The organism is Buttiauxella agrestis (assembly GCF_900446255.1).
Classification (GTDB): domain Bacteria; phylum Pseudomonadota; class Gammaproteobacteria; order Enterobacterales; family Enterobacteriaceae; genus Buttiauxella; species Buttiauxella agrestis.
The window spans coordinates 2767032-2790850 of record NZ_UIGI01000001.1 but is presented as its reverse complement, the minus strand read 5'-3'; the positions used below and the strand labels follow the sequence as shown (position 1 = coordinate 2790850).

General features: G+C 50.6%; 20 protein-coding genes. 5 read left to right on the top strand and 15 right to left on the bottom strand.

The genetic code is table 11. The annotated features are described in order from the left end of the window. Window positions 1-7 precede the first annotated feature (7 nt). A complete protein-coding gene (ynfE, locus tag DY231_RS13290; protein ID WP_115628956.1) occupies window positions 8-2449 on the bottom strand; it encodes a selenate/tellurate reductase subunit YnfE in 2442 nt (813 codons plus the stop codon). Window positions 2450-2686: 237 nt separating this feature from the next. Next, complete coding sequence (locus tag DY231_RS13285) at window positions 2687-2989, bottom strand: DUF1161 domain-containing protein (RefSeq protein ID WP_034495027.1); 303 nt, start codon at window positions 2987-2989, stop codon at window positions 2687-2689. Between the two features lie 109 nt (window positions 2990-3098). On the opposite strand from DY231_RS13285, the gene DY231_RS13280 reads away from it, so the two are divergent. Both DY231_RS13280 and DY231_RS13275 read left to right on the top strand, forming a co-directional pair. Next, entirely contained in the window at window positions 3099-3809 is a 711-nt protein-coding gene (locus tag DY231_RS13280; RefSeq protein ID WP_172588692.1) for a YnfC family lipoprotein, read from the top strand. A 33-nt stretch (window positions 3810-3842) separates the two neighbouring features. After that, window positions 3843-4841: a bile acid:sodium symporter family protein gene (locus DY231_RS13275; protein WP_115628952.1), complete on the top strand. Its 999-nt coding sequence runs from the start codon at window positions 3843-3845 to the stop codon at window positions 4839-4841. 17 nt (window positions 4842-4858) lie between these two features. On the opposite strand, the gene add is transcribed toward DY231_RS13275, so the two are convergent. The 7 genes from add to malX all read right to left on the bottom strand — a co-directional run bounded on the left by add (window position 4859) and on the right by malX (window position 10867). Next, window positions 4859-5860, bottom strand: a complete 1002-nt coding sequence (gene add / locus DY231_RS13270; RefSeq protein WP_115628950.1) for an adenosine deaminase — start codon at window positions 5858-5860, stop codon at window positions 4859-4861. Window positions 5861-6202: 342 nt separating this feature from the next. Next, on the bottom strand, window positions 6203-6610 hold the full coding sequence (locus DY231_RS13265) for a hypothetical protein (RefSeq protein WP_115628948.1): 408 nt from the start codon (window positions 6608-6610) through the stop codon (window positions 6203-6205). Between the two features lie 28 nt (window positions 6611-6638). Then, entirely contained in the window at window positions 6639-6872 is a 234-nt protein-coding gene (locus tag DY231_RS13260) for a hypothetical protein (RefSeq protein WP_115631842.1), read from the bottom strand. 42 nt (window positions 6873-6914) lie between these two features. Next, a complete protein-coding gene (locus DY231_RS13255; RefSeq protein WP_115628946.1) occupies window positions 6915-7250 on the bottom strand; it encodes a Rap1a/Tai family immunity protein in 336 nt (111 codons plus the stop codon). A 62-nt stretch (window positions 7251-7312) separates the two neighbouring features. Further along, a complete protein-coding gene (locus DY231_RS13250) occupies window positions 7313-7426 on the bottom strand; it encodes an Arc family DNA-binding protein (protein WP_115628944.1) in 114 nt (37 codons plus the stop codon). A 619-nt stretch (window positions 7427-8045) separates the two neighbouring features. Then, entirely contained in the window at window positions 8046-9218 is a 1173-nt protein-coding gene (locus tag DY231_RS13245; RefSeq protein WP_115628942.1) for a MalY/PatB family protein, read from the bottom strand. A 56-nt stretch (window positions 9219-9274) separates the two neighbouring features. After that, entirely contained in the window at window positions 9275-10867 is a 1593-nt protein-coding gene (gene malX / locus DY231_RS13240) for a maltose/glucose-specific PTS transporter subunit IIBC (protein ID WP_115628940.1), read from the bottom strand. Window positions 10868-11051: 184 nt separating this feature from the next. Here malX and DY231_RS13235 point away from each other — a divergent pair, with 184 nt between their 5' ends. Further along, a complete protein-coding gene (locus tag DY231_RS13235) occupies window positions 11052-12086 on the top strand; it encodes a Mal regulon transcriptional regulator MalI (protein ID WP_115628938.1) in 1035 nt (344 codons plus the stop codon). 53 nt (window positions 12087-12139) lie between these two features. Here the strand turns inward: DY231_RS13235 and DY231_RS13230 are convergent, their stop codons facing one another. The 3 genes from DY231_RS13230 to manA all read right to left on the bottom strand — a co-directional run bounded on the left by DY231_RS13230 (window position 12140) and on the right by manA (window position 17331). Then, window positions 12140-14119 (bottom strand): alkyl/aryl-sulfatase, encoded by a 1980-nt coding sequence (locus DY231_RS13230; protein ID WP_034495040.1) that lies wholly within the window; start codon window positions 14117-14119, stop codon window positions 12140-12142. A 327-nt stretch (window positions 14120-14446) separates the two neighbouring features. Continuing rightward, on the bottom strand, window positions 14447-15997 hold the full coding sequence (locus DY231_RS13225) for a YdgA family protein (protein ID WP_115631841.1): 1551 nt from the start codon (window positions 15995-15997) through the stop codon (window positions 14447-14449). A gap of 161 nt (window positions 15998-16158) precedes the next feature. Further along, window positions 16159-17331 (bottom strand): mannose-6-phosphate isomerase, encoded by a 1173-nt coding sequence (gene manA, locus DY231_RS13220; protein ID WP_115628936.1) that lies wholly within the window; start codon window positions 17329-17331, stop codon window positions 16159-16161. 218 nt (window positions 17332-17549) lie between these two features. Here manA and fumA point away from each other — a divergent pair, with 218 nt between their 5' ends. Then, entirely contained in the window at window positions 17550-19196 is a 1647-nt protein-coding gene (gene fumA, locus DY231_RS13215) for a class I fumarate hydratase FumA (protein WP_115628934.1), read from the top strand. Between the two features lie 76 nt (window positions 19197-19272). Further along, window positions 19273-20670, top strand: a complete 1398-nt coding sequence (gene fumC, locus DY231_RS13210; RefSeq protein WP_115628932.1) for a class II fumarate hydratase — start codon at window positions 19273-19275, stop codon at window positions 20668-20670. 18 nt (window positions 20671-20688) lie between these two features. Here the strand turns inward: fumC and tus are convergent, their stop codons facing one another. The 3 genes from tus to rstA all read right to left on the bottom strand — a co-directional run bounded on the left by tus (window position 20689) and on the right by rstA (window position 23763). Next, window positions 20689-21618 carry a DNA replication terminus site-binding protein gene (tus, locus tag DY231_RS13205; RefSeq protein WP_115628930.1) on the bottom strand — a complete coding sequence of 310 codons (930 nt, stop codon included), beginning with the start codon at window positions 21616-21618 and terminating at the stop codon, window positions 20689-20691. A gap of 100 nt (window positions 21619-21718) precedes the next feature. Then, a complete protein-coding gene (gene rstB / locus DY231_RS13200) occupies window positions 21719-23035 on the bottom strand; it encodes a two-component system sensor histidine kinase RstB (RefSeq protein ID WP_115628928.1) in 1317 nt (438 codons plus the stop codon). Further along, the gene (rstA, locus tag DY231_RS13195; RefSeq protein ID WP_115628926.1) at window positions 23035-23763 is read right to left on the bottom strand and encodes a two-component system response regulator RstA; all 729 of its coding nucleotides are present in this window, start codon (window positions 23761-23763) and stop codon (window positions 23035-23037) included. The genes rstB and rstA overlap by 1 nt, the downstream gene beginning before the upstream one ends. Between the last annotated feature and the right edge of the window lie 56 nt (window positions 23764-23819).

Sequence of the window (23819 nt, the reverse complement as noted above, 5' to 3'; positions counted from 1 at the left end):
CTATTCCTTACGCCTTCTGGATATCAACGAGATTGGTATGTTGTGGATTGCCTTTCGCCAGCGGTGAAGGGCGCTGCGAGGTCAGCGTATTAATGCACGAACCGTGGTCAATGCGGTCGCCGGTCATATTGGCTTCGTGCCAGGCGCCCTGGCCCATGGCGGTCACTCCCGGCATGATGCGAGGCGTGACTTTCGCCGGGATCCGCAACTCACCCCGACTGTTAAACACGCGCACCATATCGCCACTGGCAATACCGCGAGCCTGTGCATCAATCGGGTTAATCCACACTTCCTGGCGACATGCGGCTTTGAGGACATCAATGTTGCCGTAGCTTGAATGGGTGCGGGCTTTATAGTGGAAGCCGAAAAGTTGCAGCGGGTAAGTGCTGCGTTCAGGGGCGTCCCAGCCGTCAAAAGTGGAGGCGTAAATGGGCAGTGGACTGATGGTTTCGTCTTTTTCCAACTCCCAACTGGCGGCGATTTTCGCAAGCTGGCTGGAGTAGATTTCGATTTTACCGGACGGCGTTTTTAACGGATTAGCATCTGGATCTGTGCGGAAATCTTTATAAGCGACGAAATGCCCGTTCGGATCTTTACGCTTATATATTCCCATTGCGCGCAGTTCTTCATACGACGGCAGTGCAGGGTCAGTTGCCAGCATCTTCGCGTAGAGATATTTCAGCCACTCTTCCTGGGTGCGCCCCTCGGTAAACTTCTGGTAGATATCCGGCCCGAGGCGACGGGCGACTTCGCTTGTAATCCAGTAAATCGGCTTGCGTTCAAACTTCGGTTCCGTCGCCGGTTGGATGAAGATCAGATAGCCCATATTCCCGGCGTAATCGTTCGGGATAATGTCTTGTTGTTCGACAGTCATTAAATCGGGCAGCAGGATGTCGGCATATTTCGCCGATGAAGTCATAAAGTTTTCGATGACCACAATCATTTCGCATTGGCTGTCATCTTGCAGAATATCGTGGGTTTTATTGATGTCGGAATGCTGGTTAGTAATGGTGTTACCGGCGTAGTTCCAGATGAATTTGATGGGCACATCGAGCTTATCTTTGCCACGCACACCGTCACGTTTGGCGGTCATTTCTGGCCCGCGAGCGATGGCATCAGTCCAGCTAAAGCAGGAAATCTGCGTTTTCACCGGGTTCGTCAACACCGGCATGCGTTCAATGGTGATGGTGTAGGTGGACTCGCGTGCGCCGCTGTTACCGCCATTGATACCCACGTTGCCGGTCAGAATCGGCAGCATAGCGATGGCTCGTGAGGTTAATTCGCCGTTGGCCTGACGTTGCGGCCCCCAACCCTGCGCGATATACGCCGGTTTGGTACTGCCAATTTCACGGGCCAGTTTGATGATTTTATCTACCGGAATACCGGTAATCGCCGACGCCCATTGCGGGGATTTTTCTACGCCGTCGTCGCCCTGACCGAGAATATAGGCTTTGTAATGCGAGTTGGCGGGCGCGTCTTCCGGCAGGGTTTTCTCATCGTAACCCACGCAGTATTTATCGAGGAAAGGTTGGTCGACGAGGTTTTCGCGAATCAAAACGTGAGCAATACCGGCAACCAGGGCGGCATCCGTACCCGGACGAATCGGCAGCCATTCATCTTCGCGCCCGGCTGCGGTGTCTGTGTAGCGCGGATCGATAACGATCATGCGTGCGTTGGAGCGCTCGCGAGCCTGCTCAAGATACCAGGTAATGCCGCCGCCGCTCATGCGCGTTTCGGCAGGATTATTACCGAACAACACCACCAGTTTGCTGTTTTCAATATCAGACGTGCTGTTGCCGTCGTTACCGCCATAGGTGTAAGGCATCGCGCAAGCAATTTGTGCGGTACTGTAAGTACCGTAATGGCTGAGAAATCCGCCGTAGCTGTTCATCAGGCGGGCAACCAGTGAGGCGTAAGGCGAAGAGCGGGTAATGTTTCCGCCGACGACACCTGAGGTGTAGTTGATATAAACCGCTTCGTTGCCGTACTTTTCCACCGTGCCTTTCAGGCTTTTGGTGATGGTGTCCAGCGCTTCATCCCAGGAGATGCGTTCGAACTTCCCTTCGCCGCGTTTACCTACGCGCTTCATCGGGTAGTTCAGGCGTTCCGGGTGATTGATACGGCGACGAATCGAGCGTCCACGCAGACAAGCGCGTACCTGATGATCGCCATACACGTCATGCCCGGTGTTATCGGTTTCAACCCAGGTGACTTCATTATCGCTGACGTGCAAACGCAGGGCGCAGCGACTTCCGCAGTTCACAGAACATGCGCCCCAGACCACTTTATCTTCAGTATTTTGGTTTACCGCGGCGCCAACAGCCGTGGCTGCGGCCCGCAAGCCAAAGGGCAGGGATATACCACTAACCGCAAGGGCAAGCCCACCAATGGCGCTGGTTTTCACCAGGCTTCGACGGGTAATTCCATCAGGGCAACTTTGGTTCGACATAGCTCACTCCATGACATTTTATCTCAGGTCGGGATGTCATTGTTTTTGTAGTTTTAGGTGTAATGACAGCGGCGCGAAAAATTGCTTATCAGGCGAATATTTTCGTCAGGAATGAGTTTTACTCATTTAGGAGTAGCGTTTGTTAACACGGGTCAAAGTTAGTGCGGAGTTTTGAATGAAAGTTGACTTGTATGGTGCGGGGAAAAGAACGGGGCGGTGATGCCCCGGTTTAAGAGGTTACTGCGGCTCGGTTTGTGTTCCATCCTGAGTGGTGCTGCCACTTGCCGGATTGTTCCCACTGCTGGTACGCGTATATAAGATTTTCTGCGTATCATTCGCGCAATGCCCAACGACCTGCGCATCGGGTTGGTCGGCCTGGTCGTTAGGGACAATCGTCAAACTAAATCCCGACTCAGGGACACCGTTATTAATAATCTTTTGCTGAATGTCGGCCTTAACTTTATCGCATGATGTCTGCGCGGCTAACACTGGAGTGGTCGCGATTAACAGACATACACCCAGCCAAATCGAGTGTTTCATGATCTCTTCCTTATGTTGAGAGTGCTATTAAAGAATAGTCGCTTTAGTGTAAATCGCTGTATTTGCTTATATCATGATTGTTACCTATCAAGTCGATGACAGGATTTACGTGAAGAAAATCATTATCCTCTGTGCCCTGGCGGGGTCTATTGCCGGGTGCGACAATCAGAACAGTACCCTTTCCTACACGCCTGAAATGGCGAGTTTCTCCAATGAATTTGATTTCGATCCGTTGCGCGGGCCGGTTAAAGATTTCAGCCAAACGCTCATCAATGAAAAGGGCGAAGTGATTAAACGCGTGGTGGGTTTGGTGTCAGAGGAAGGGTGTTTCAACGAACTCGAATTTCACGATCTGGAAAATAATACCGGAGCCACGCTGGTGCTCGACGCTAATTATTATCTTGATTCTGTGAGTCGGGAAAGGCGAGTCAAGCTGCAAGGAAAATGCCAACTGGCTGAATTACCCGGCGCTGCCGTAACGTATGTGACGGACGATAACGGCTTTGTGGTCGCGGCTCATGGCGAAGGCACCGCCATTACTTATCAATATGATGCGCAGGGCTATCCTTTAGGTAAAACGACCACGGCAAAAACCGACACTCTCGCCATCACCGCGAAAGCCGGTAATGACGATAAGAAAAAACTCGATTACACCTCCGAAAGTACACTCAACGGCAAAGCGATTGCGGTGGTTAAGCAAACCTGCGATTACGATGGCCATTTCAACCCGCTGGAATGTGTGTTGCGCATTACCGACGAAAGTGTCGAACCGCCAAAGGTTGAAAGTTACACCATCAAAAACAGTATCAATTACTATTAATACTCTGGGTAAAACTTGCTTTAAGGAAGCCGGATGAATTTGTTGCAGCGTCTGAAAATTGACCCGTTTTTGCTGATTATGATTGGTGTGGTCGTGGTGGCTTCACTCTTCCCCTGCGAAGGGACCATCAAAACGGTGTTCGAATATCTGACAACCGCCGCGATTGCGCTGCTGTTTTTCATGCACGGAGCCAAACTTTCGCGCGACGCCGTTGTGGCGGGAATGGGGCACTGGAAATTACATCTTGTCGTGTTTCTCAGCACCTTCGCGCTGTTTCCATTATTAGGCCTGGCGATGGGTTTTCTCTCGCCCGCCATTCTTAATCAGCCGCTGTATATGGGCTTCCTCTATCTTTGTGCGCTACCTGCCACGGTGCAGTCGGCCATTGCATTTACTTCAGTCGCGGGCGGCAACGTTGCGGCGGCGGTGTGTAGCGCATCGGCTTCAAGCATTCTGGGGATTTTCCTGTCGCCCGTTTTAGTCGGCGCGCTGATGAATACTCAGGAAGGAAGCACTGACACGCTGCATGCGATTGGGAAAATCGTCCTACAATTGATGGTGCCGTTTGTGGTGGGGCATTTGTCGCGCCCGTTGATTGGCCGCTGGGTCGATAAACATAAGAAATTGATAAGCCTGACAGACCGCTCATCCATTTTGCTGGTGGTGTATGTGGCATTTAGCGAAGCGGTGGTGGAAGGCATCTGGCAGCAGGTAAATGGCACCGCGCTGCTCGGCGTGCTCGGTTGTTCCATCGTGTTGCTGGCGATTGTGCTGGTGATCAACACCTGGGTAGCACGCTTGATGGGGTTCAACACGGCAGACGAAATTACCATTGTGTTTTGTGGCTCGAAGAAAAGCCTGGCCAATGGCGTGCCCATGGCAAACGTGCTGTTCCCGGCGAGTGCCGTGGGGATGATGGTGCTGCCGCTGATGATCTTCCACCAGGTGCAATTGATGGTTTGTGCGGTGCTTGCACAACGCTACGCGAAAAAAACGGCGAAGGAAAAAAGAGAGCTTGAGTCAGTTTCCTGACCCAAGCTTTAACAGGTTTAAGCCGCGCGAACTTTAGCGATCAGCGCCTGCTTTTCTGCATCGGACAAGAAAGCAATTTTCAAACCATTCTCTTGTGCGGTGCGAATCTGCGCCGCACTCAATCCCGCCTGCGGTGCGGCAACCGTGTATTCATGAATAATATCGATGCCCTGAACCGCAGGATCATCGGTATTAATCGTCGCCAGTACGCCTTTCTCGAGGAAGGTGACTAACGGATGCTTATCCAACGACGCGATGGTGCTGGTCTGGATATTCGACGTCAGGCAAGACTCAATACCAATACCGTGTTCGGCCAGGAAATCCATTAATGCGGGATCTTCGATGGCTTTCACACCGTGACCGATACGCTCGGCACCCAGTTCACGAATCGCCTGCCAGATACTTTCCGGGCCTGCGGCTTCACCCGCATGAACGGTGATATGCCAGCCTGCGTCACGCGCGCGGTTGAAATGGTTCAGGAACAGGCTTCCTGGGAAACCTAACTCATCACCCGCCAGGTCAAGAGCAGTAATGCTATCGCGATGCGCCAACAGCGCTTCGAGTTCAGCAAGGCATGCAGCTTCACCGAAAGTACGGCTCATAATGCCAATCAAACGGGCCTCAACACCAAAATCGCGGCAGCCCTGGTGCACGCCTTCAATAACGGCTTCCACCACACCCGCAACCGGCAGGTTATGCGTCATCGCCATGTAGCCCGGTGAAAAACGCAGTTCAACATAATGCAAGCCGTTACGCGCGGCATCTTCAATATTTTCCCACGCCACACGGCGACAGGCATCAAGATCGGCCAGGACTTTCACGCCCCAGTCCAGTTTTTGCAGGAAACTCACCAGGTCAGGCGCAGTCTCCACGACTTGTACGTGAGGACGAAGGGCTTCAAGGGAATCCGCCGGCAGCGGCAAATTAAACTGGCGTCCGAAATCGAGAATGGTTTGTGCACGAATATTGCCATCAAGGTGGCGGTGCAAATCAGTTAGCGGCAGGGTGGTATCAATCATGGTCGCACTCTTTTTTTGATTAAAGTGCGTTAGATTATAAATGCTACGCACTCATGATGTAAAAACATCATATTCAACCTATGCAACAATAAGTTAACTTCCTGATATTTTCAGCACGTCTGCTGCATGGGACATTTCTGTTCCATTAGTTGAAAAAATAGAGTCAATTTTCTTTGAGTGTTCCGGTAAGTGGTTGGGTGCCAAGTATGCCTACTGACTCACGATGCGGGTATATGAAAGCAAGCCAGCATACGAAAAGGCGCTAAATCAGGTTTCAACAATGGTGAGGCCACTAATATCTAACCAAGCATCTCAGCAATGAATACATGAAGCCATGGACGGCTATTGAGTATTTATAATCGTGGTTTGATTTTGGCGCGGAGCATTTCCATTATGCAATCTGTCTTTAATGATTGAGATAAATGAATTGTCCTTTGGCTCTGCGCTCTGTTTCGCCTGATAGCGATTATTCATGTCCGTGTAGTCCTGTTGCAGCTCAAGCACTGCATCTTCTTCGTACATGGATTTTCGCTTCACCTTTCCAGCCAGGCTATTTGCCTGAGCAGCATACAGCTTCGCGTCCGGATCTGTTGCATAGAAGCTATCTGATTTGATGTTACTGGTCAGGCATGAAACCATCTCGGGGAACTTATTAAACTGCTGCTCGCATTTGTTTTGATACTCAGCAATAGATGCTGCTGAAACTGCCACCGGAAGGTAGAAAGTTGCAACGATTAAAATCTTCTTCATGCCTATCACCTGCATTTTAAAATTGAAGTTATTTCATGCATTCTACTGTTAATTCTTTGCGGTTAAAGCCACCAGATTTAGAGACATCGTTATAACCAGACGGACAAACCTCATTGGCCTTGTCGTAGCAGGTGCTCCAGGGAGTCGATGCTCCACAAGCAATCAAGAATTGTTTCTTACCTTCGCCACGATTTATCTCAGTCGTAGTAGTGCATGCAGCCAAAGCAAATATGGCGGCGGAAATTAGTAAAATCTTCTTCATTATATCCCCAATAGGCAAATGCGATGCCAGGTCAGTGACCTGTTATTTTTTCTTACATGGGAAAGCTTTTCCCATAGCTACAGCCGCCAATATAGAAGATGGCTCGTTACGGTTAATTGGATTTTTGTTCAAATAATCGGCAACTATGTCGATGTATTGGTCCATATCAACTCCATCAGGAGGGCATATACCCCCAATAATCAGAGCGTAATCAGAAATACCTCTCATGTATCCAGATATATACATAGAAGTAAAACTATCGCCTTTCTTTGCTTGATTAATATTGTAAAGCATATCGTTTCCAGTTTGCATTTCTCGCATAGTTGCATGCACAAATGCTGATGAGAAAATTAAAACTAGAGCAACAAGAGCTTTCATTTCTTATCCTTGCTATAAATTTCTGTAGGTGCTTTAAAAATCATTTTCTTCACAGACTCGGATTATACATCTACTAGGCGCTCTGCGTCATCGCTATACCCAAGCACAGGAGAAGGTCTTGCCAGTGAGTCTTCATTAGTCGCCAGAATTTCGGCGTTTAGTGAGCGGTTATACATCGTTGCTCTTTGCGTGTACTTCGTAAGGTAATCGCAAATGGAACTGAGATTCTTACTCTTTATATGGCATTACTGATTTCTCCTTCGTGTGCGGACTGGCATCGTAAAACCTACATTACGAACCAGCAATAGTACCATTTTGCTATGTGATCAAAAACTTACCGCAGCTTGCCTGTGGGGATAATTTACGCCTGGAGCAAAGTTAACTGTCAGATATTACGGCTAATGTCGTGGTTAGTTTTCTTGCCCACTACAGATTTAATTGCGTGGTGGCAATGGTGTGACATTTTTGTGCCAAGCGACGTGCGGCAAGGTAGGCATGACTCGGGGTGACTTTAAGCAGCATGTGGCGTATGAGTGCGGTCCGCTACGGTAAGTTACTGTATTAAAAGTAGGTGTGTGGAATTATAAAAACAAATGCGTCCAAAAAGCTATGTTGCGCACGTTAAAAGGGAAGTGGCCTCCTAGCTGATTGCTGACAAAGGTGATAAACGGGTTTTGTAGGAGGGATAAGCGATAGCATCATCCACCATTTTCGCCAGTGTTGTCGGATGGCGCTATCGCTTATCCGACCTACGCAGAGCCAGGGGAGTTTCCTCCCCTTATTTTCTAAGTAATGCTATTGCAGTGACTTAATCGCCGCAATCAGGCGTTTCACGCCCTCTTCAAGCTTCACTCGCGGGCAACCGGCATTCAGGCGCACGAAGCCTTTCCCTTCCTCGCCGTAGGTATATCCCGGCATGATGGCGACTTTTTGTTGCTCAATTAACGCCGTTTGCAGCGCATTGTCATCAATACCCAGCGGGCGTAAATCAATCCACGCCAGATACGTTGACTCTGGCGGTTGCCAGTTCAGTTGCGCAAACTCACTGTTGAGCGCATCGGCCACAAAACGCAGATTACTTTGCAGGTAAGTCCGCAGTTCATCCAGCCATGCCGCGCCTTCCTGATAAGCCGCAATATGGGCAATCACCGCAAGAATGGCGGGTGAGGATAGACCGTCCTGGCCTTTCAGCACACTCAGGTATTTTTGACGTTCATCGGCGTCATTAATCAGGCCATATGCCCCCGTTAACGCCGGAATGTTGAAGCTTTTGGAACCCGAAGTGAACAGAGCCCACTGGCCTTTCCCGACTTCATTCCACGGGGTATGACGGTGGCCTTCCCACACCATATCCATATGGATTTCATCGCTAATGACGCGCACATCGTGGCGTTCGCAAAGCGTTGCCATGGTATCGAGTTCCGCGCGCGTCCAGACTTTACCGGTTGGGTTTTGTGGGCTGCACAGCAGCATGATTTTGCATTCAGGCTTTGCCAGTTGTGCTTCAAGCGCTGCCATGTCGCACATCCAGCCGCTTTCGGTTTTATGCAGCGGCGCGCTAAACACCTGGCGCTTGTTACCCTCGATGGCTTTATAAAATGCGTCGTAGGCCGGAGTGTGGATAAGCACGGCGTCGCCTGGTTCTGACCACTGGCGAATCAACTGTGAAACCATATAAATCACTGACGGGCCGTACACCACCGATTCTTTATCAATGACGCTGTTAAAACGGACGCTGTACCAGTGCGCAATCGCCCCGAGGAACTCTTCATTCTTCCAGCGGCTATAGCCTAAGACGCCGTGAGACAACCGTTTTTGCAGAGCGTCGAGAATGACCGGAGCGGTAGGGAAATCCATATCGGAGATAGTGAAGGGCAGGAGATCGGCGGCACCGAAACGGTCTGCGACATAATCCCACTGGGTACACCAGGTTCCGTGACGGTCAACGGGGGTGGAGAAATCGAACATATCACCTCGCAACAATATCATCTTGCAACAAAGGGCGCCGCAGCGCCCATTGTGATTTACGCCTGAGCTGTTTGCATCAGATGCGCCATTTCATCTTTCACCGACTGGACCTGCGGCCCAATCACCACTTGCAGATTATGCTGGTTGAGTTGCACGACACCAATTGCGCGCAGATTTTTCAATGCAGCACTGTCCACCAAAGCCATATCTTTCACCGACATACGCAGACGAGTGATGCAGTTGTCGAGTGAGACAATATTATCCGCGCCGCCGAGGGCAGCCAACATCGCTGGGACATTGTAGCCAGATTTACCGACCTGACCGGCGATGGCTTTTTCAGCGCTGGTGGTGGTATCAATATCGCGGCCTGGCGTTTTGATATTGAAGCGAGTAATGGCGAAGCGGAAGATGGCGTAGTACGCCGCAAACCAGATAGCTGCAACCACTGGCACCAGATACCATTTCGTTGCCAGACCGTGCAGGATACCAAACACCACAAAGTCGATAACGTTGCCATCGGTATTGCCGATTGTCACGCCAAGAACAGCCATGATGGTAAAGCCAAGGCCGGTCAATAACGCGTGGATAACATACAGAACCGGAGCCACGAACAAGAACAGGAACTCAAGCGGTTCAGTGGTGCCGCCAATCACACAAGCGATCACACCAGAAATCAGCAGGCCTTTAATTTTATGACGGTTTTCCGGGCGAGCACAGTGATACATCGCCAGTGCAGCACCAGGCAAACCCCCGAGGAAGGCAGGCATTTTACCCTGAGAAAGGAAGCGGGTCGCACTTTCGGAGAACCCATGAACACTCGGGCAACTCAACTGCGCCTGGAAGATGGTCAATGCGCCGCTGACGCTGTGACCACAAACATCCATCGTGCCGCCAGCATCCGTAAAGCGAATCAGCGCAACAAGGATGTGGTGCAAGCCAAATGGCAGTAATAAACGCTCGCCCGTCCCGAAGATCATCGGTCCAAACATGCCTGCGCTGTTGATCATATTGCCCAGTGCGTTGATCCCGGCTGCAAAAACAGGCCAAATCAACGGGATAACCAGACCTACCAGCCCCATAACGACGGTAGTAATGATTGGCACAAAGCGCGTACCGCCGAAGAAGGCTAAAGCATCTGGCAGGCGTACATTGTGGAAACGTTCGTGAAGCAGGAAAACGATGATCCCGACAATGACCGCACCCAAAATACCGGTATCAATAGACTGAATACCCAGGATATTTTGAATGTTGTTCGCTTTCAGGATTGCTGCGTCAGTGGTAGGCAGAATGCCTTTGGCGGTTAGCCAGAAGTTCACCGCCAGGTTCATTACCGCGTAACCGACAAAACCGGCAAACGCTGCAACACCTTTGTTTTCACGTGCAAGGCCAAGTGGGATGGCGATACAAAACATGATTGGCAGGAAACTAAATGCAAACGAACCGACTTTGCCCATCCAGGTGAAAATCAGTTGTAAAACGGGATTACCTAATGTCGGAAGTAATGTAACAACATCGTGACTACTTAGTGAACTGCCGATACCGAGCATGATGCCGCAGAATGACAACAATGCCACTGGCAACATAAACGTTTTGCCAAGGTTTTGAAAAAACTCCCAAAGCGTAATTTTTTGTGGTGTATTAGCCGCCATAACGACTCCTTTAACCCTGGTTAATAAATGAGTAGTGGTACAAAACGAGACGGATGATAAAACGTTTTACCAAGCTTTATTGCGTGTTAGTTCACAGATCCAAAGCGCAGTACAGTGCCTAATATGCTCATACGGGTTAAACGTTTTATCACCCAATTTGCTTCATGGAGGATTCGTCTGACTAATGACGATTCAAGAAAAGAAAATAACCATTCACGAAGTCGCTGAAGCCGCAGGGGTTTCTGTCACGACAGTTTCACTGGTGCTTAGCGGCAAAGGTCGCATTTCTCCGGCGACCGGGATACGCGTGAATGAAGCCATCGAAAAATTAGGATTTGTGCGTAACCGGCAAGCCGTTTCATTGCGTGGCGGTCAAAGCGGTGTGATTGGTTTGATCGTGCGCGATCTTTGTAACCCTTTCTATGCGGAACTGACTGCGGGCCTGACGGATGAACTGGAGAAGCAGGGCAAACTGTTGTTTCTGACGCAAAGCGGTGCGCAAGGGCAGCATATGCAGCGTTGCTTTGACATGCTGGTGGCGCAGGGCGTGGACGGGATTATTGTGGCAGGCGCGGCAGGACAGGGTGCAGATATGCGCGCCATTGCCGAACAAAAAAACCTGCCGCTGGTGTTTGCCTCCCGCGCCAGTTATCTCGACGAAGCCGATATCATCAGGCCTGATAACATGCAGGCCGCACAGCTGGTGACGGAGCATTTAATCAAACGCGGGCACCAGCGGATTGCGTGGCTGGGTGGCGACGGTTCGTCATTAACTCGCGCCGAACGCGTCGGCGGTTACTGCGCCACACTGCTGCAATACGGTTTGCCATTCCACAGCGAGTGGATTATTGAATGCGAACCGAGCCAGAAAAAGGCAGCAGACGCCATTACCACGTTGTTGCAGCATAACCCGACCATTACCGCCGTGCTTTGCCATAACAGCATTGTGGCAATGGGCGCATGGTTTGGTTTACTGCGAGCGGGGCGGCAAAGCGGCGAGGGAAGTATCGACAGTTACTACGACAGGCACGTGGCGCTGGCCGCTTTCGCGGAAGTGATGGACGACGAACTGGATGATTTGCCCTTAACCTGGGTGTCAACACCGGCTCGAGAAATCGGGCGCAGTGCCGGGCAGCGGATTGTCAAACGAGTGCAAAACGATAACGAAGAAGCTCGTAGTCAGATTATGCCGGCGAGATTGGTGATACGTAAAAACTAAATTAATATCCCTGATGTAAACACCCTGCGGCATCGCTGCCGCAGGGTGTTCATTTATGGTGTAACGATATTGAACCAGAACTCAAACTTGTCCATATAGCCCAACATCTCATCGAGCTTCGCACCATTCCCTGTGACCTTAACCTCGCCTTTATCTTCAGCCTGCTTCAGGGTTTCTTCTTTCAGGATGATTTTATTCAGCGTGTCACGGTTCAGAGCAATCGTGGCATCCGCATCTTTCGCTTCTGCATTAGGCGTGTGGTTTAGCACGCCGTTTTCCAGCTCCAGCTTGTACTTGCCGCCGTCGCTGCCGAGATCGATATTAAATACCGCTTTGGCATTGCCGGCTTTTTCACCGTTGATATGTACCGCCAGGAAATCGAAGAACATTTCAGGCGTCATCGCACGAACGGTATCCGGGCTTGCAGTATTCGGCGTCGGGCCTTTAACCACACCATTGCGCAGCTCCTGAGCACCGGTCAGGTAGAAGTTACGCCATGGGCCGGACTCAGCCTGATAACCCAGTTGCTCCAGTGCGTCCGCTTCCAGGTTACGCGCATTCTGGTTATTTGGATCGGCAAACACCACCTTACTTACCACCTGAGCAACCCAACGGTAGTTACCCTGGTCAAAGTCGGTTTTCGCTTTCTGAAGAATCGCATCGGCACCGCCCATGTATTCAACAAATTTCTTAGCCGCTTCTTCCGGCGGTAATTCATCAAGCGTTGCCGGGTTGCCATCGTACCAGCCGAGATACAGCACATAGGTCGCTTTCACGTCATGGCTGATGGAGCCGTAATAGCCGCGGTTAGCCCAGGTTTTCGCCAGGCTGTCTGGCAGTTTGAAGTTGGCAGCAATTTCATCGCGTGTCAGGCCTTCGTTGGCCATGCGCAGGGTCTGGTCGTTGATATAACGATACAGGTCACGCTGGCTTTTCAGCAGGCCAACCACGTTTTCGTTACCCCAGGTCGGCCAGTGGTGCTGAGCCATAATGATTTCGGCTTTGTCACCCCAACGCACAATGGCTTCGTTGATGTATTTCGACCATGGCAGCGGTTCACGAATTTTCGCGCCGCGCAGGGAGTAAGTATTGTGCAGAGTGTGAGTCACATCCTCTGCGGCTTCGATGAGTTTCTTCTCTTCGATATACCACAGCATTTCAGACGGGGCTTCTGAACCCGGTGCCAGCATGAAGTCATAAGTCAGACCATCAATGACTTCCTTCTGGCCATCTTTCTCGATGATGTTCGTTGGGGCAATCAGCGTCACGGTACCCGCTGAGGTGGTGGTGCCCAGACCCGCGCCGACCTGGCCGGTGGCTTCAGGTTTCAGGAGGTTGCCATACATATAGCTGGCACGGCGGCTCATGACATTGCCCGCCATAATGTTTTCCGCGACCGCTGCTTCCATGAAGCCTGCTGGCGCATAAACTTTTACCTTCCCGGATTTCACATCCGCTTCATCAACCACACCACGCACGCCGCCATAGTGGTCAACGTGGCTATGGGTATAAATGATGGCGACGACAGGTTTATTGCCGCGATTTTTGAAGTACAAATCCATGCCGACTTTTGCTGTTTCTGCTGAAACCAGCGGGTCAACGACGGTAATCCCTTCTTTACCCTCTATGATAGTCATGTTGGATAAATCGAGGTTACGGATCTGGTAAACGCCCTCAGTCACTTCAAACAGACCGCTAATGTTGATCAACTGAGACTGTCGCCAAAGGCTCGGGTTTACGGTGTCAGGGGATTTTTCCCCTTCTTTGATAAATGCATACTGTTGCGGGTTCCAGATAACATTTCCCTGCTCGCCTTTAATCACCTCCTGAGGTAAAGCGGCGATAAAGCCTTTGTGGGCATTCGTGAAATCGGTGTTATCGGAGAAAGGAAGCTGGTTATAAAGTGCATCGTTAGCTTGCTTTGTTGACGCTGTGGCACCTTTGGGTGCTTCCTGCGCGAACAAAGGTGTCAGTGCAGTGGAGGAAAGTAACCCCGCCAGTGCAAGACTTTTGACGATCAACGTAAGTCTCATTTGTATCCCTCATGTTAAAACCTTCTAACTACTCAGCTTCTTCGAGTAATCACATCTCGAAATTATTTGGTCGCTCAAGTGATAAGAATCACTGCTAAGCATTTTCGTTTTTTAAATATAACCAAAGAGTTACATTTCGCCACTTAAGGATACAAATAATTTATGTTTGTGCTACTGAGGGGGGGATTGCGTTTAAACAGATTTTCAAAAAAGCACCCATCAACGGAAACAAAAGCGCGTTACCGCCAGTGCCAGAATGTGAATCGAAGGATGCGATAAACGAAAAAGCCTCCGTGGGAGGCTTTAGACAGCGGGCAAAACAAATAATTACTGCTGAGGAACTGCTGGCACTGCCGGAACGACCGGTGTTTCCAGTTCAGGTACTGGAGCCGCTTCTGGTTCGCCAGGGGCCGCCATACCAAACATACCTAACAGCTGATCCAGAGGCATTTTTTGGCCGTTGAGTGTGACCTGGCCGTTTGAGTATTGCAGGCTGGAAACGACTTTGTTGTCTTCCATGGTGGTCACGCGGAACATTTGTCCCATCGCTGCCAGGCCTTTGATTTGCTGATCGGCAAGTTTTGCGGCTTCAGCCGGCTGGTAGCCTTCAAGCTGCGCGACCTGAGTCATCAATTCAGTTGCCATATCCACTGGAATAACCAGTTTGCTGTCGAGTGATTTTACGACGCGATCAAGCTGCTGTTCTGGAGTGGTTGGCTCGCCAGTTGCCAGCGCGGGATCTTTCAGGAACAGGGAAAGATTAAAGCTGCTTTCGCCTTTCGCATTTTTCCAGCTCAACGGCGCAACGGTAATGACCGGGTCACCTTTTAGCAACATCGGCAAGTTTGCAGCAAACAGCTCCACAATACGCTGCTGATAAGCTTCTGGATTCTGCGCAAGATTCGGATCGGCCAGTAGTTTTTGCGATTCAGCGTTATATTTCTGGCTGAACTCATGCACCGCGGCACCGTCGAGATTGCCGATTTTGATCGTTAACTTGCCGCTACCAATATCTTTATTCTGTACTTTCAGCGAGTTCAGGGTGTAATCAATTTGCCCTGAAAGATGTTTTTTATCTTCCTGAAGCTCAGATTTAGCATTGATATTCAAACCTTCGAACACCGCCATTTCTTTGCCTTCAACAGTCACCGCGAGCTTCTCGATAGAGGCTTTTTGGCTGCCGATGCGTTCGACAAATTCGCTGCGCGAGCTTTCACCGTCGGTTTTGATGCCGTTGAACGTCATCTGCACGTGCTGACCGTATTCATTAACAGTATTCACCAGCCCGCTTTGCGCTTCACCGCTGACGGCAATTTTGTCACCCTGACCATCAACATCGGCCTTGAACTGACCGCCGCTGAACGCCACTTTCTCTTCGCCTTTTTCGTAATTCAATGGCAGCAAATCGATATCGGAAGAGGTGTCGCCGTTGTAGCCAATACGCGTTTGCGCATCAATAAAGGACTGACCTTTAGCAATATCAAACAAAGGCTTAGTGGTTGGGTTATTCACAAGCGTGGTGTGAACTGATGCCATCGAAGGAATCAGATTGAATTTTTTCAGTTGAGCGAACGGGAATGGACCGTGATCGATTGTTTCGTTGAAGACGATACTTTGATCAGGTTTCAGAATGGCGCTCGTCTGCCCGGCGGTCGGTTTAACGACCAACTGCATGGAACTATGGAACAGTCCACGATGATAATCCTGGTAGCTCAGCGTCAAACCAGCTTCCGGCGAGGCTTTGTTCAATTCGGCGTTAGCGTTACTTACCATTTCAGCCATGCGGCCTTCGAGCTGCTTACCGGTGTACCAGGCTGTGCCCGTCCACACCACACCCAGAGCCACAATAACACCTACAGCAACCAGTGATTTTTTCATTCTGTCGTAGTCCATATTAAGTGCACCTGCCGGGAGTCCTCCGGCAGGCGAAAGAAATACCTTTTACGCGGCATCGTATAGATGCTTGGGTAGAGGCATTTAAGAAACTCATCCTAGAGCTTAGCAATCTTGCTTCAAAAGATCAGTAAGTTGCTTATAACTCAGATTTTGGAATAAACCCGCGCAACGCGGCCCACACCACTGATTGAAACCGGAGATTCCTGCGCAGAAATAAAGGCCGACTCGCCTGGTTTAAGCACCAGTTGCTGCCCGTCTTTGCTCAACACCGCTTCACCTTCAGTACAGAACACAATGGCGGCGCTCGGCTGCGCAAGGCTTGCCTGCTGCGTACTCAGGTCGTGTAAAGAGAAAGCAAAGTCATCAACCGGAATAGGGAAGTCGAGTTCGCCCGCGTGCTTCTCAGGTTGAGTCAGTAATTCTGCGGCTGGCTTTGGCTCGAATTTAACGTTGGCGACCAGCTCCGGAATATCGATATATTTTGGCGTTAACCCTGCACGAAGTACGTTATCGGAATTCGCCATGACTTCGAGAGCGACGCCTTTGAGATAGGCATGTGGGGTTTCAGCGAACAGGAACATCGCTTCGCCTGGTTGTAATTTCACCACATTGAGCAACAAAGGCGAGAATAAACCGCTGTCATCCGGGTAGAACTCGGAAATGACGCGAATGGTTTCCCACGGTTCGCCTTGCTGATTATTCAGCGCGGCTTTCAACACGCCGAGTGCGAGCGATTTCTCTTCACCTTTCATATTCAGCAGGCTGGCGAAAAGTTGCGACAGGCATTCAGCATTCGGCTCTTGCAAGAAATGAGCAATTGCCGGATGCGCGCCGGAAACTGGCTGTAACAGAGAAACGATATCGGAGAACTCGCGGAAGGCGTTCATGGCGAGGAAGGGCGTTAACGCAAACACCAGCTCTGGCTTGTGGTTTGGATCTTTATAATTGCGCTCGGCGGCATCCAGTGGAATGCCCGCAGCATTTTCTTTGGCAAAGCCTAATTCAGATGCCTTTTTGTTAGGATGAACCTGAATGGAAAGCGGTTGATCGGCACACAGCACTTTGAAGAGAAAAGGTAACTCACCAAAACGCTCTGCAACGGCCTTGCCTAAAAGTGTCGGCTTATCAGCGTCAATCACATCACGTAGCGATTGAACCTGGCCGTTATTAAGAATTTTTGAGCTGCTTTTTGGATGTGCACCCATCCATAGTTCTGCCATTGGCAGATTTTCAGGATTTTCCACACCATAAAGTTCTGTTAACGCAGTTTTACTTCCCCAGGCATAGTTTTGCACTGAGTTAATGAGTTTTTGCATCAGTAAGCCCTATAGTAATCTAAACAAAGTTACTGCTATTAAACCAATTATCCGCAGTGAAGTAACCAGGGGATTAAAAAGTCGGTTTAGTCTCAGTTTTTGTTAAAAAATTGTGTAGCATGTTAGGCCCGTTATCTTTCAAGCCACAGCGGGGTTGGCTCAGGCTTGGAATCTAAAGGGTATAAAAGATAATAATTAACGTAGTAAGTGAGAGAACAATGCCGAATAAAGACTTTCATTATCAAGAACCGTTCCCGTTAAAAAAAGACGAAACCGAATACTACCTGCTCAGCAGCGATTATGTTTCCGTATCAGAGTTTGAAGGGCAGGAAGTCCTGAAAGTTGACCCTAAAGCCCTCACGTTACTCACTCAACACGCCTTCCACGATGCCTCGTTTATGTTGCGCCCGGCGCATCAGCAGCAGGTGGCCGATATCCTCAATGATCCCGAAGCCAGCGAAAACGATAAGTATGTCGCGCTCCAGTTTCTGCGTAACTCCGAAATTGCTGCAAAGGGCATTTTGCCAACCTGCCAGGATACCGGCACAGCCATCATCATGGGTAAAAAAGGCCAACGCGTCTGGACCGGCGGTGGTGATGAGGAAGCGTTGTCCCGTGGCGTTTACAACACCTTTATTGAAGATAACCTGCGCTACTCGCAAAACGCGGCGCTGGATATGTACAAAGAGGTGAATACAGGCACTAACTTGCCTGCGCAAATCGACCTCTACAGCGTAGATGGCGCTGAATACAAATTCCTCTGTATCGCCAAAGGTGGCGGTTCAGCGAACAAAACTTACCTCTACCAGGAAACGAAGGCGCTGTTGAGTCCGGGCCGTCTGAAAGAATACCTGGTGGAGAAAATGCGCAGCCTCGGTACGGCTGCCTGCCCGCCGTATCATGTGGCGTTTGTGATTGGTGGAACTTCTGCCGAAGCAACGCTAAAAACCGTGAAACTCGCGTCGACTAAATATTACGACGGCCTGCCAACAGAAGGTAACGAGCATGGCCAGGCGTTCCGTGACGTTCCGCTGGAAGAAGAGTTGCTGAAAGAAGCGCAAAACCTCGGTCTGGGCGCGCAGTTTGGCGGTAAATATTTTGCTCACGATATCCGTGTTGTGCGCCTGCCACGCCACGGCGCGTCTTGCCCGATAGGCATGGGCGTATCGTGCTCTGCGGACCGAAACATCAAAGCCAAGATCAACCGCGACGGGATCTGGATCGAGAAACTTGAGCACAATCCTGGCAAATTTATTCCGCAGGAATTACGCCAGGCGGGCGAGGGTGAGGCGATAAAAGTCGATCTCAACCGTCCGATGAGTGAGATCCTCAAACAGTTGTCGCAATACCCGGTTTCCACTCGTCTTTCCCTGAGCGGGACAATTATTGTGGCGCGTGATATTGCCCACGCTAAACTCAAAGAGCGTATCGACAACGGCGAAGGTTTGCCGCAATACATTAAAGATCACCCGGTTTATTACGCAGGCCCGGCTAAAACGCCAGACGGTTATGCATCAGGTTCTTTAGGGCCGACCACCGCCGGACGTATGGATTCCTACGTGGATTTACTCCAGTCCCACGGCGGAAGCATGGTGATGCTGGCAAAAGGCAACCGTAGCCAGCAAGTGACCGACGCCTGTCATAAACACGGCGGGTTCTATCTTGGCAGTATCGGCGGCCCGGCGGCTGTGCTGGCGCAACAAAGCATCAAGAGCCTGGATTGTGTCGAATACGCGGAGTTGGGAATGGAAGCCATCTGGAAAATCGAAGTCGAAGATTTCCCAGCTTTTATTCTGGTCGATGACAAGGGCAACGACTTCTTCCAGAAAATACACGCCTCCCAATGTACGCGATGCGTGAAGTAAGACACTCAAGCCGCCCATAAGGGCGGTTTTTTTTACCCCAAATTCTTTGGGGATGCTCAAATCTAAGGAGAATGAAATGGTAGCCGTTCGTAGTGAAAAAGACTCAATGGGCCCAATTGACGTCCCGGCAGATAAACTGTGGGGCGCGCAAACTCAGCGCTCCCTTGAGCACTTCCGCATTTCCACGGAGAAAATGCCCACCGCGCTGATTCACGCGCTGGCGCTCACCAAACGCGCTGCGGCGAAGGTGAACATGGATCTGGGATTGCTGGTTTCCGATCGCGGCAAGGCGATTATCGATGCGGCAGACGAAGTGCTGGCCGGTAAACATCCGGATGAATTCCCGCTGGCAATCTGGCAGACCGGTTCCGGTACCCAGAGCAATATGAACATGAACGAAGTGCTGGCAAACCGGGCGAGTGAAATCCTCGGCGGGGTGCGCGGCATGGAACGTAAAGTCCACCCGAATGACGACGTGAACAAGAGCCAAAGTTCGAACGACGTCTTTCCAACGGCGATGCACGTTGCGGCGCTGATTGCGGTGCGTGAACAACTGATCCCGCAATTAAACGTGCTGAAAGAGACGTTGCAGGGTAAAGCAGAGGCTTTCAAAGACATCGTAAAAATTGGCCGCACCCACTTGCAAGATGCCACGCCGTTAACTCTCGGGCAGGAGATTTCAGGCTGGGTCGCGATGCTTGAACACAGCCTAAAACATGTTGAACACAGCCTGCCGCATGTTGCCGAACTCGCCTTAGGTGGCACGGCGGTGGGGACAGGGCTGAATACGCACCCGGAATACGCTGTACGTGTAGCAAAAGAGTTGGCGGAAATTACTGGCCAGCCGTTTGTGACGGCCCCCAATAAATTTGAAGCGCTGGCTACGTGTGATGCCCTGGTTCACTCTCACGGTGCATTAAAAGGGCTGGCTGCATCACTGATGAAAATTGCCAATGATGTGCGTTGGCTATCTTCCGGGCCACGCTGCGGGATTGGCGAAATTGCCATTCCTGAGAACGAGCCGGGGAGTTCGATTATGCCAGGTAAGGTTAATCCGACGCAGTGCGAAGCCATGACCATGCTGTGCTGCCAGGTGATGGGCAACGATGTGGCGGTCAATATGGGCGGCGCATCGGGCAATTTTGAGCTTAACGTCTATCGCCCGATGGTGATTCATAACTTCCTGCAATCGGTGCGTTTACTGGCTGACGGAATGGAAAGCTTCAATGAGCATTGTGCGGTGGGTATCGAGCCGAACCGCGATCGCATCACACAATTGCTCAATGAGTCGCTGATGCTGGTGACGGCACTTAATACGCATATTGGTTACGATAAAGCCGCAGAAATTGCCAAGAAAGCCCACAAAGAGGGGCTGACGTTGAAGGCCTCGGCACTCAAACTCGGTTATCTCACCGAGGATGAGTTTGATGCGTGGGTACGCCCGGAAGAAATGGTCGGCAGTATGAAGCAGTAAACTTTACCGCGTCTGCGTTTATGCCTCGCAATACAAATGCAGACGCGGGATCACCAGTTGTAGCGGCTGTGCATCCGGCTTATAACGATGGCGAATATTATCCGCATCGTAATTCAATAATTCCCCCATCTCTGGTGGCACTTCGCCATTATCCCGGTTACACAACACGATTAAAGGCGATGGGCATGCGTGCTGCACCTGCTTTTTGCGCTCCTGATACCAGGCGCGGGCGACGGGCTGTACTTTTACCGGGCGCTTAATCTTCAGGCGCACGTTATCCGAAAGGCGGGTGATTGAATTTAGCTCGCGCGTGATTTGCTCAGCCCATTGTTCGCGGGTGTAGGGCGGCACCGAACGATTCGCCTTCAGGCTCTTTTCCAGGATGTCGATAACTTCGCGGCGGGTGTAATTCTTGATGATTTGTTTATTCGCCCAGCCAAAATTCAGCGTGTCAGGGTTGTCGAGTAACGTAATCGTGCGATAAGCGTTGAGCGTAATCAGTCCTGGAAGCTGGCGGTGAACCCATTCAAAGCGTTGCACACTGGGCAAACCTGACTCCACGCTGATAATGTTTTCCAGCTCTTGTTTTAATTGATTAATCCGCCCAACTAGCCTCTGAGTCTGATTGCGTTCGGTTTCATCTACCTGATAACAAAGAGCTCCCGGCAGGCGAGTCGCTGCTTTGCTGCTGGTTTTCTCCGACTGTTGCTGAATGAACAAACGAGTGAAATGGGTGAGAGTCGCCTGGTGCGCCGCTTTACCGAGCAGTTGCGTCACCTCGATTTTAGTCACCGAATCGTGCTCTTTACCTTTATCTACAGCAGGTAACTGAAAGACACGGCCAACCAATAAACGATAACGATCAAGCTGTTCCTGCAACTGGTGCAGGTCGCGCTCAAGCTCACGAAAAGTACCGTTCAATCGATCAATCAAATCATACTTTGCCATTTCACCCTCCATTAGTTACAACATACTAATAATTTATAACACAGGGAGAAGAGCCTGACCACCTGCACCGTTTTTGGTCGGGCAGGTGAAAATGTGATTTCTAGCGGCGAGGTGTGATGGATGCCAGTGGCAAGGGGGATTCAGTTTTTATCGGCCAGCTAAAGCGGAAGCGAGCGCCCCCCAGCGAACCGCTATCGACGACCACGGAGCCTTCCATCGCGGTCGCGACAGAATGAACGATCGCCAGGCCCAGCCCACAGCCACCCGTGGCACGATCTCGACTTGGGTCCAGACGCACAAACGGCTCAAATACCCGTTCCCGTTCCTCAGCTGGAATGCCGGGTCCGTCATCTTCCACCTGCAAAATCGCGGTATCAGCATCCAGCCACAAGCTCACGCGAAGCCGTTCTTTGCTATAGCGCAGGGCGTTATTGATCAGGTTATCGGTGACGCGTTCCATCAGGCGCAGATCAATCAGGCCAAAATTGCCAGAGGCGGGCGTATCAAGCTGAATATCGAGATGCGGATGAATAATTCTGACATCGGCGATGTGTTCATCAAGCCAACGCGGAACATTCACGTGCGCCAGTTGTAGCTCGGTTTGCGGACGATCCAGTCGGGCGTACGTAAGTAACTCTTCAATTAATGCTTCCAGCTGACCAATGTCGCGATTGAGCGCCAGCAATTCGGCTTCGGTCAGGTTGTCGCTCATCTCAAGGCGGTAACGCAAACGCACCAGCGGTGTACGAAGCTCGTGGGCAATACCGTCAATCAGCAGCTTCTTACTGGCGATTTGCGCGTTGATGCTGTCAGCCATCTGGTTAAACGCGACGCCTAAACGTTCAAAACTTGAAGCACTGTCGAAATGAATGCGTTCATCAAGATGGCCTGTACCTAATCTTTGCGCGGCGGTTTCCAGTTTAAGCATGTCTTTCCAGTGCGGACGCATCCAGATAAACACCGGGAAGGCGAGAGAAAACGCAATAAACGCCATCAGCGCAACATCCAGCAACCGCATTTGGTGCAGGAAGAACAAATACGGTATCGGCCCGACCGCCAGAACATAATGGCTGCGAGGAATGCGCTGAATAAAGGTGTATTCATCGTCGAGGGCGACGATTTCCCCGGCACGCAGATGGTGCATGGTCATTTCGTCGAGTTTGAATTTATCAATCGGTTCAATATTAAGCTTAAAGGACAAATTCAGATCGAGATCTTTAATCGTGCGGTTCCAGTCCCGTGGCGGGATCTCTCGTAATTCGCTGCGCATCAAATACAGCGAGCTTTTCATTAAATCATCGAGTGACTGGCGACCCGCGCGTTCGGCAGTAAATTTATAGACCAGGCCAACCAGCATGGTCATTACCAGGAAACAGACGAACAGCAGAAGATAAAACTGAATAAACAGCTTTTTCATCAGGCTTCACTTTCCCAGGCGTGAGGTGCGAAAAGATAACCTTTATTACGCACAGTTTTGATACGGAAGGGTTCGGTGGCGCTGTCGTAGAGTTTTTTTCTCAGGCGCGAAATGGCGACATCGACGCTGCGATCCAGACCATCGTATGTCACGCCACGCAGGTTTTTAAGTAACGCGTCGCGGTCCATAATTTGCCCCGCATGAGTGGCTAATTCCCACAACAAATCAAAATCCGCAGTGGAAAGGGTAATGTTTTCAGCACCGAGCGTGACCTGGCGGTTCACCGGATCGATACATAGCGTCCCAAAGCGCATGGCTTTGTGGGGTTTGAGTGCGCTGGGATTGCTTTCAACGGTATGTTGCGCCGAAACGCGCTGGCGCAAATGCAGACGTAAACGCGCCAGCAAAACAGCAGGCGGAGTGGTTTTAAGAATATAATCGTTAGCCCCCATCTCCAGCGACAAAATATGGTTCATATCGCTGTCCAAAGAGGTGAGAAGAACAATCGGGCCATCCCATTGCGGACGCAGATCGCGGCACAACGTCATGCCATCTTTGCCGGGTAACATGACATCCAGCAACACAAGGTCAGGGCGTTGTTGTTGAATCGTCTCCTCGGCGCGGTCGCCACGGCTTTCAACAATTACATCAATGTCATGTTTGCCGAGATAAGCGGCAATCAACGCTCCTACTTCTGGATCGTCTTCTACGTATACGATTTTATTCATAGCCCGGCACTTCAGATCAAAAGGGAAACATACACTGCTAAATGTTTTTACACCAT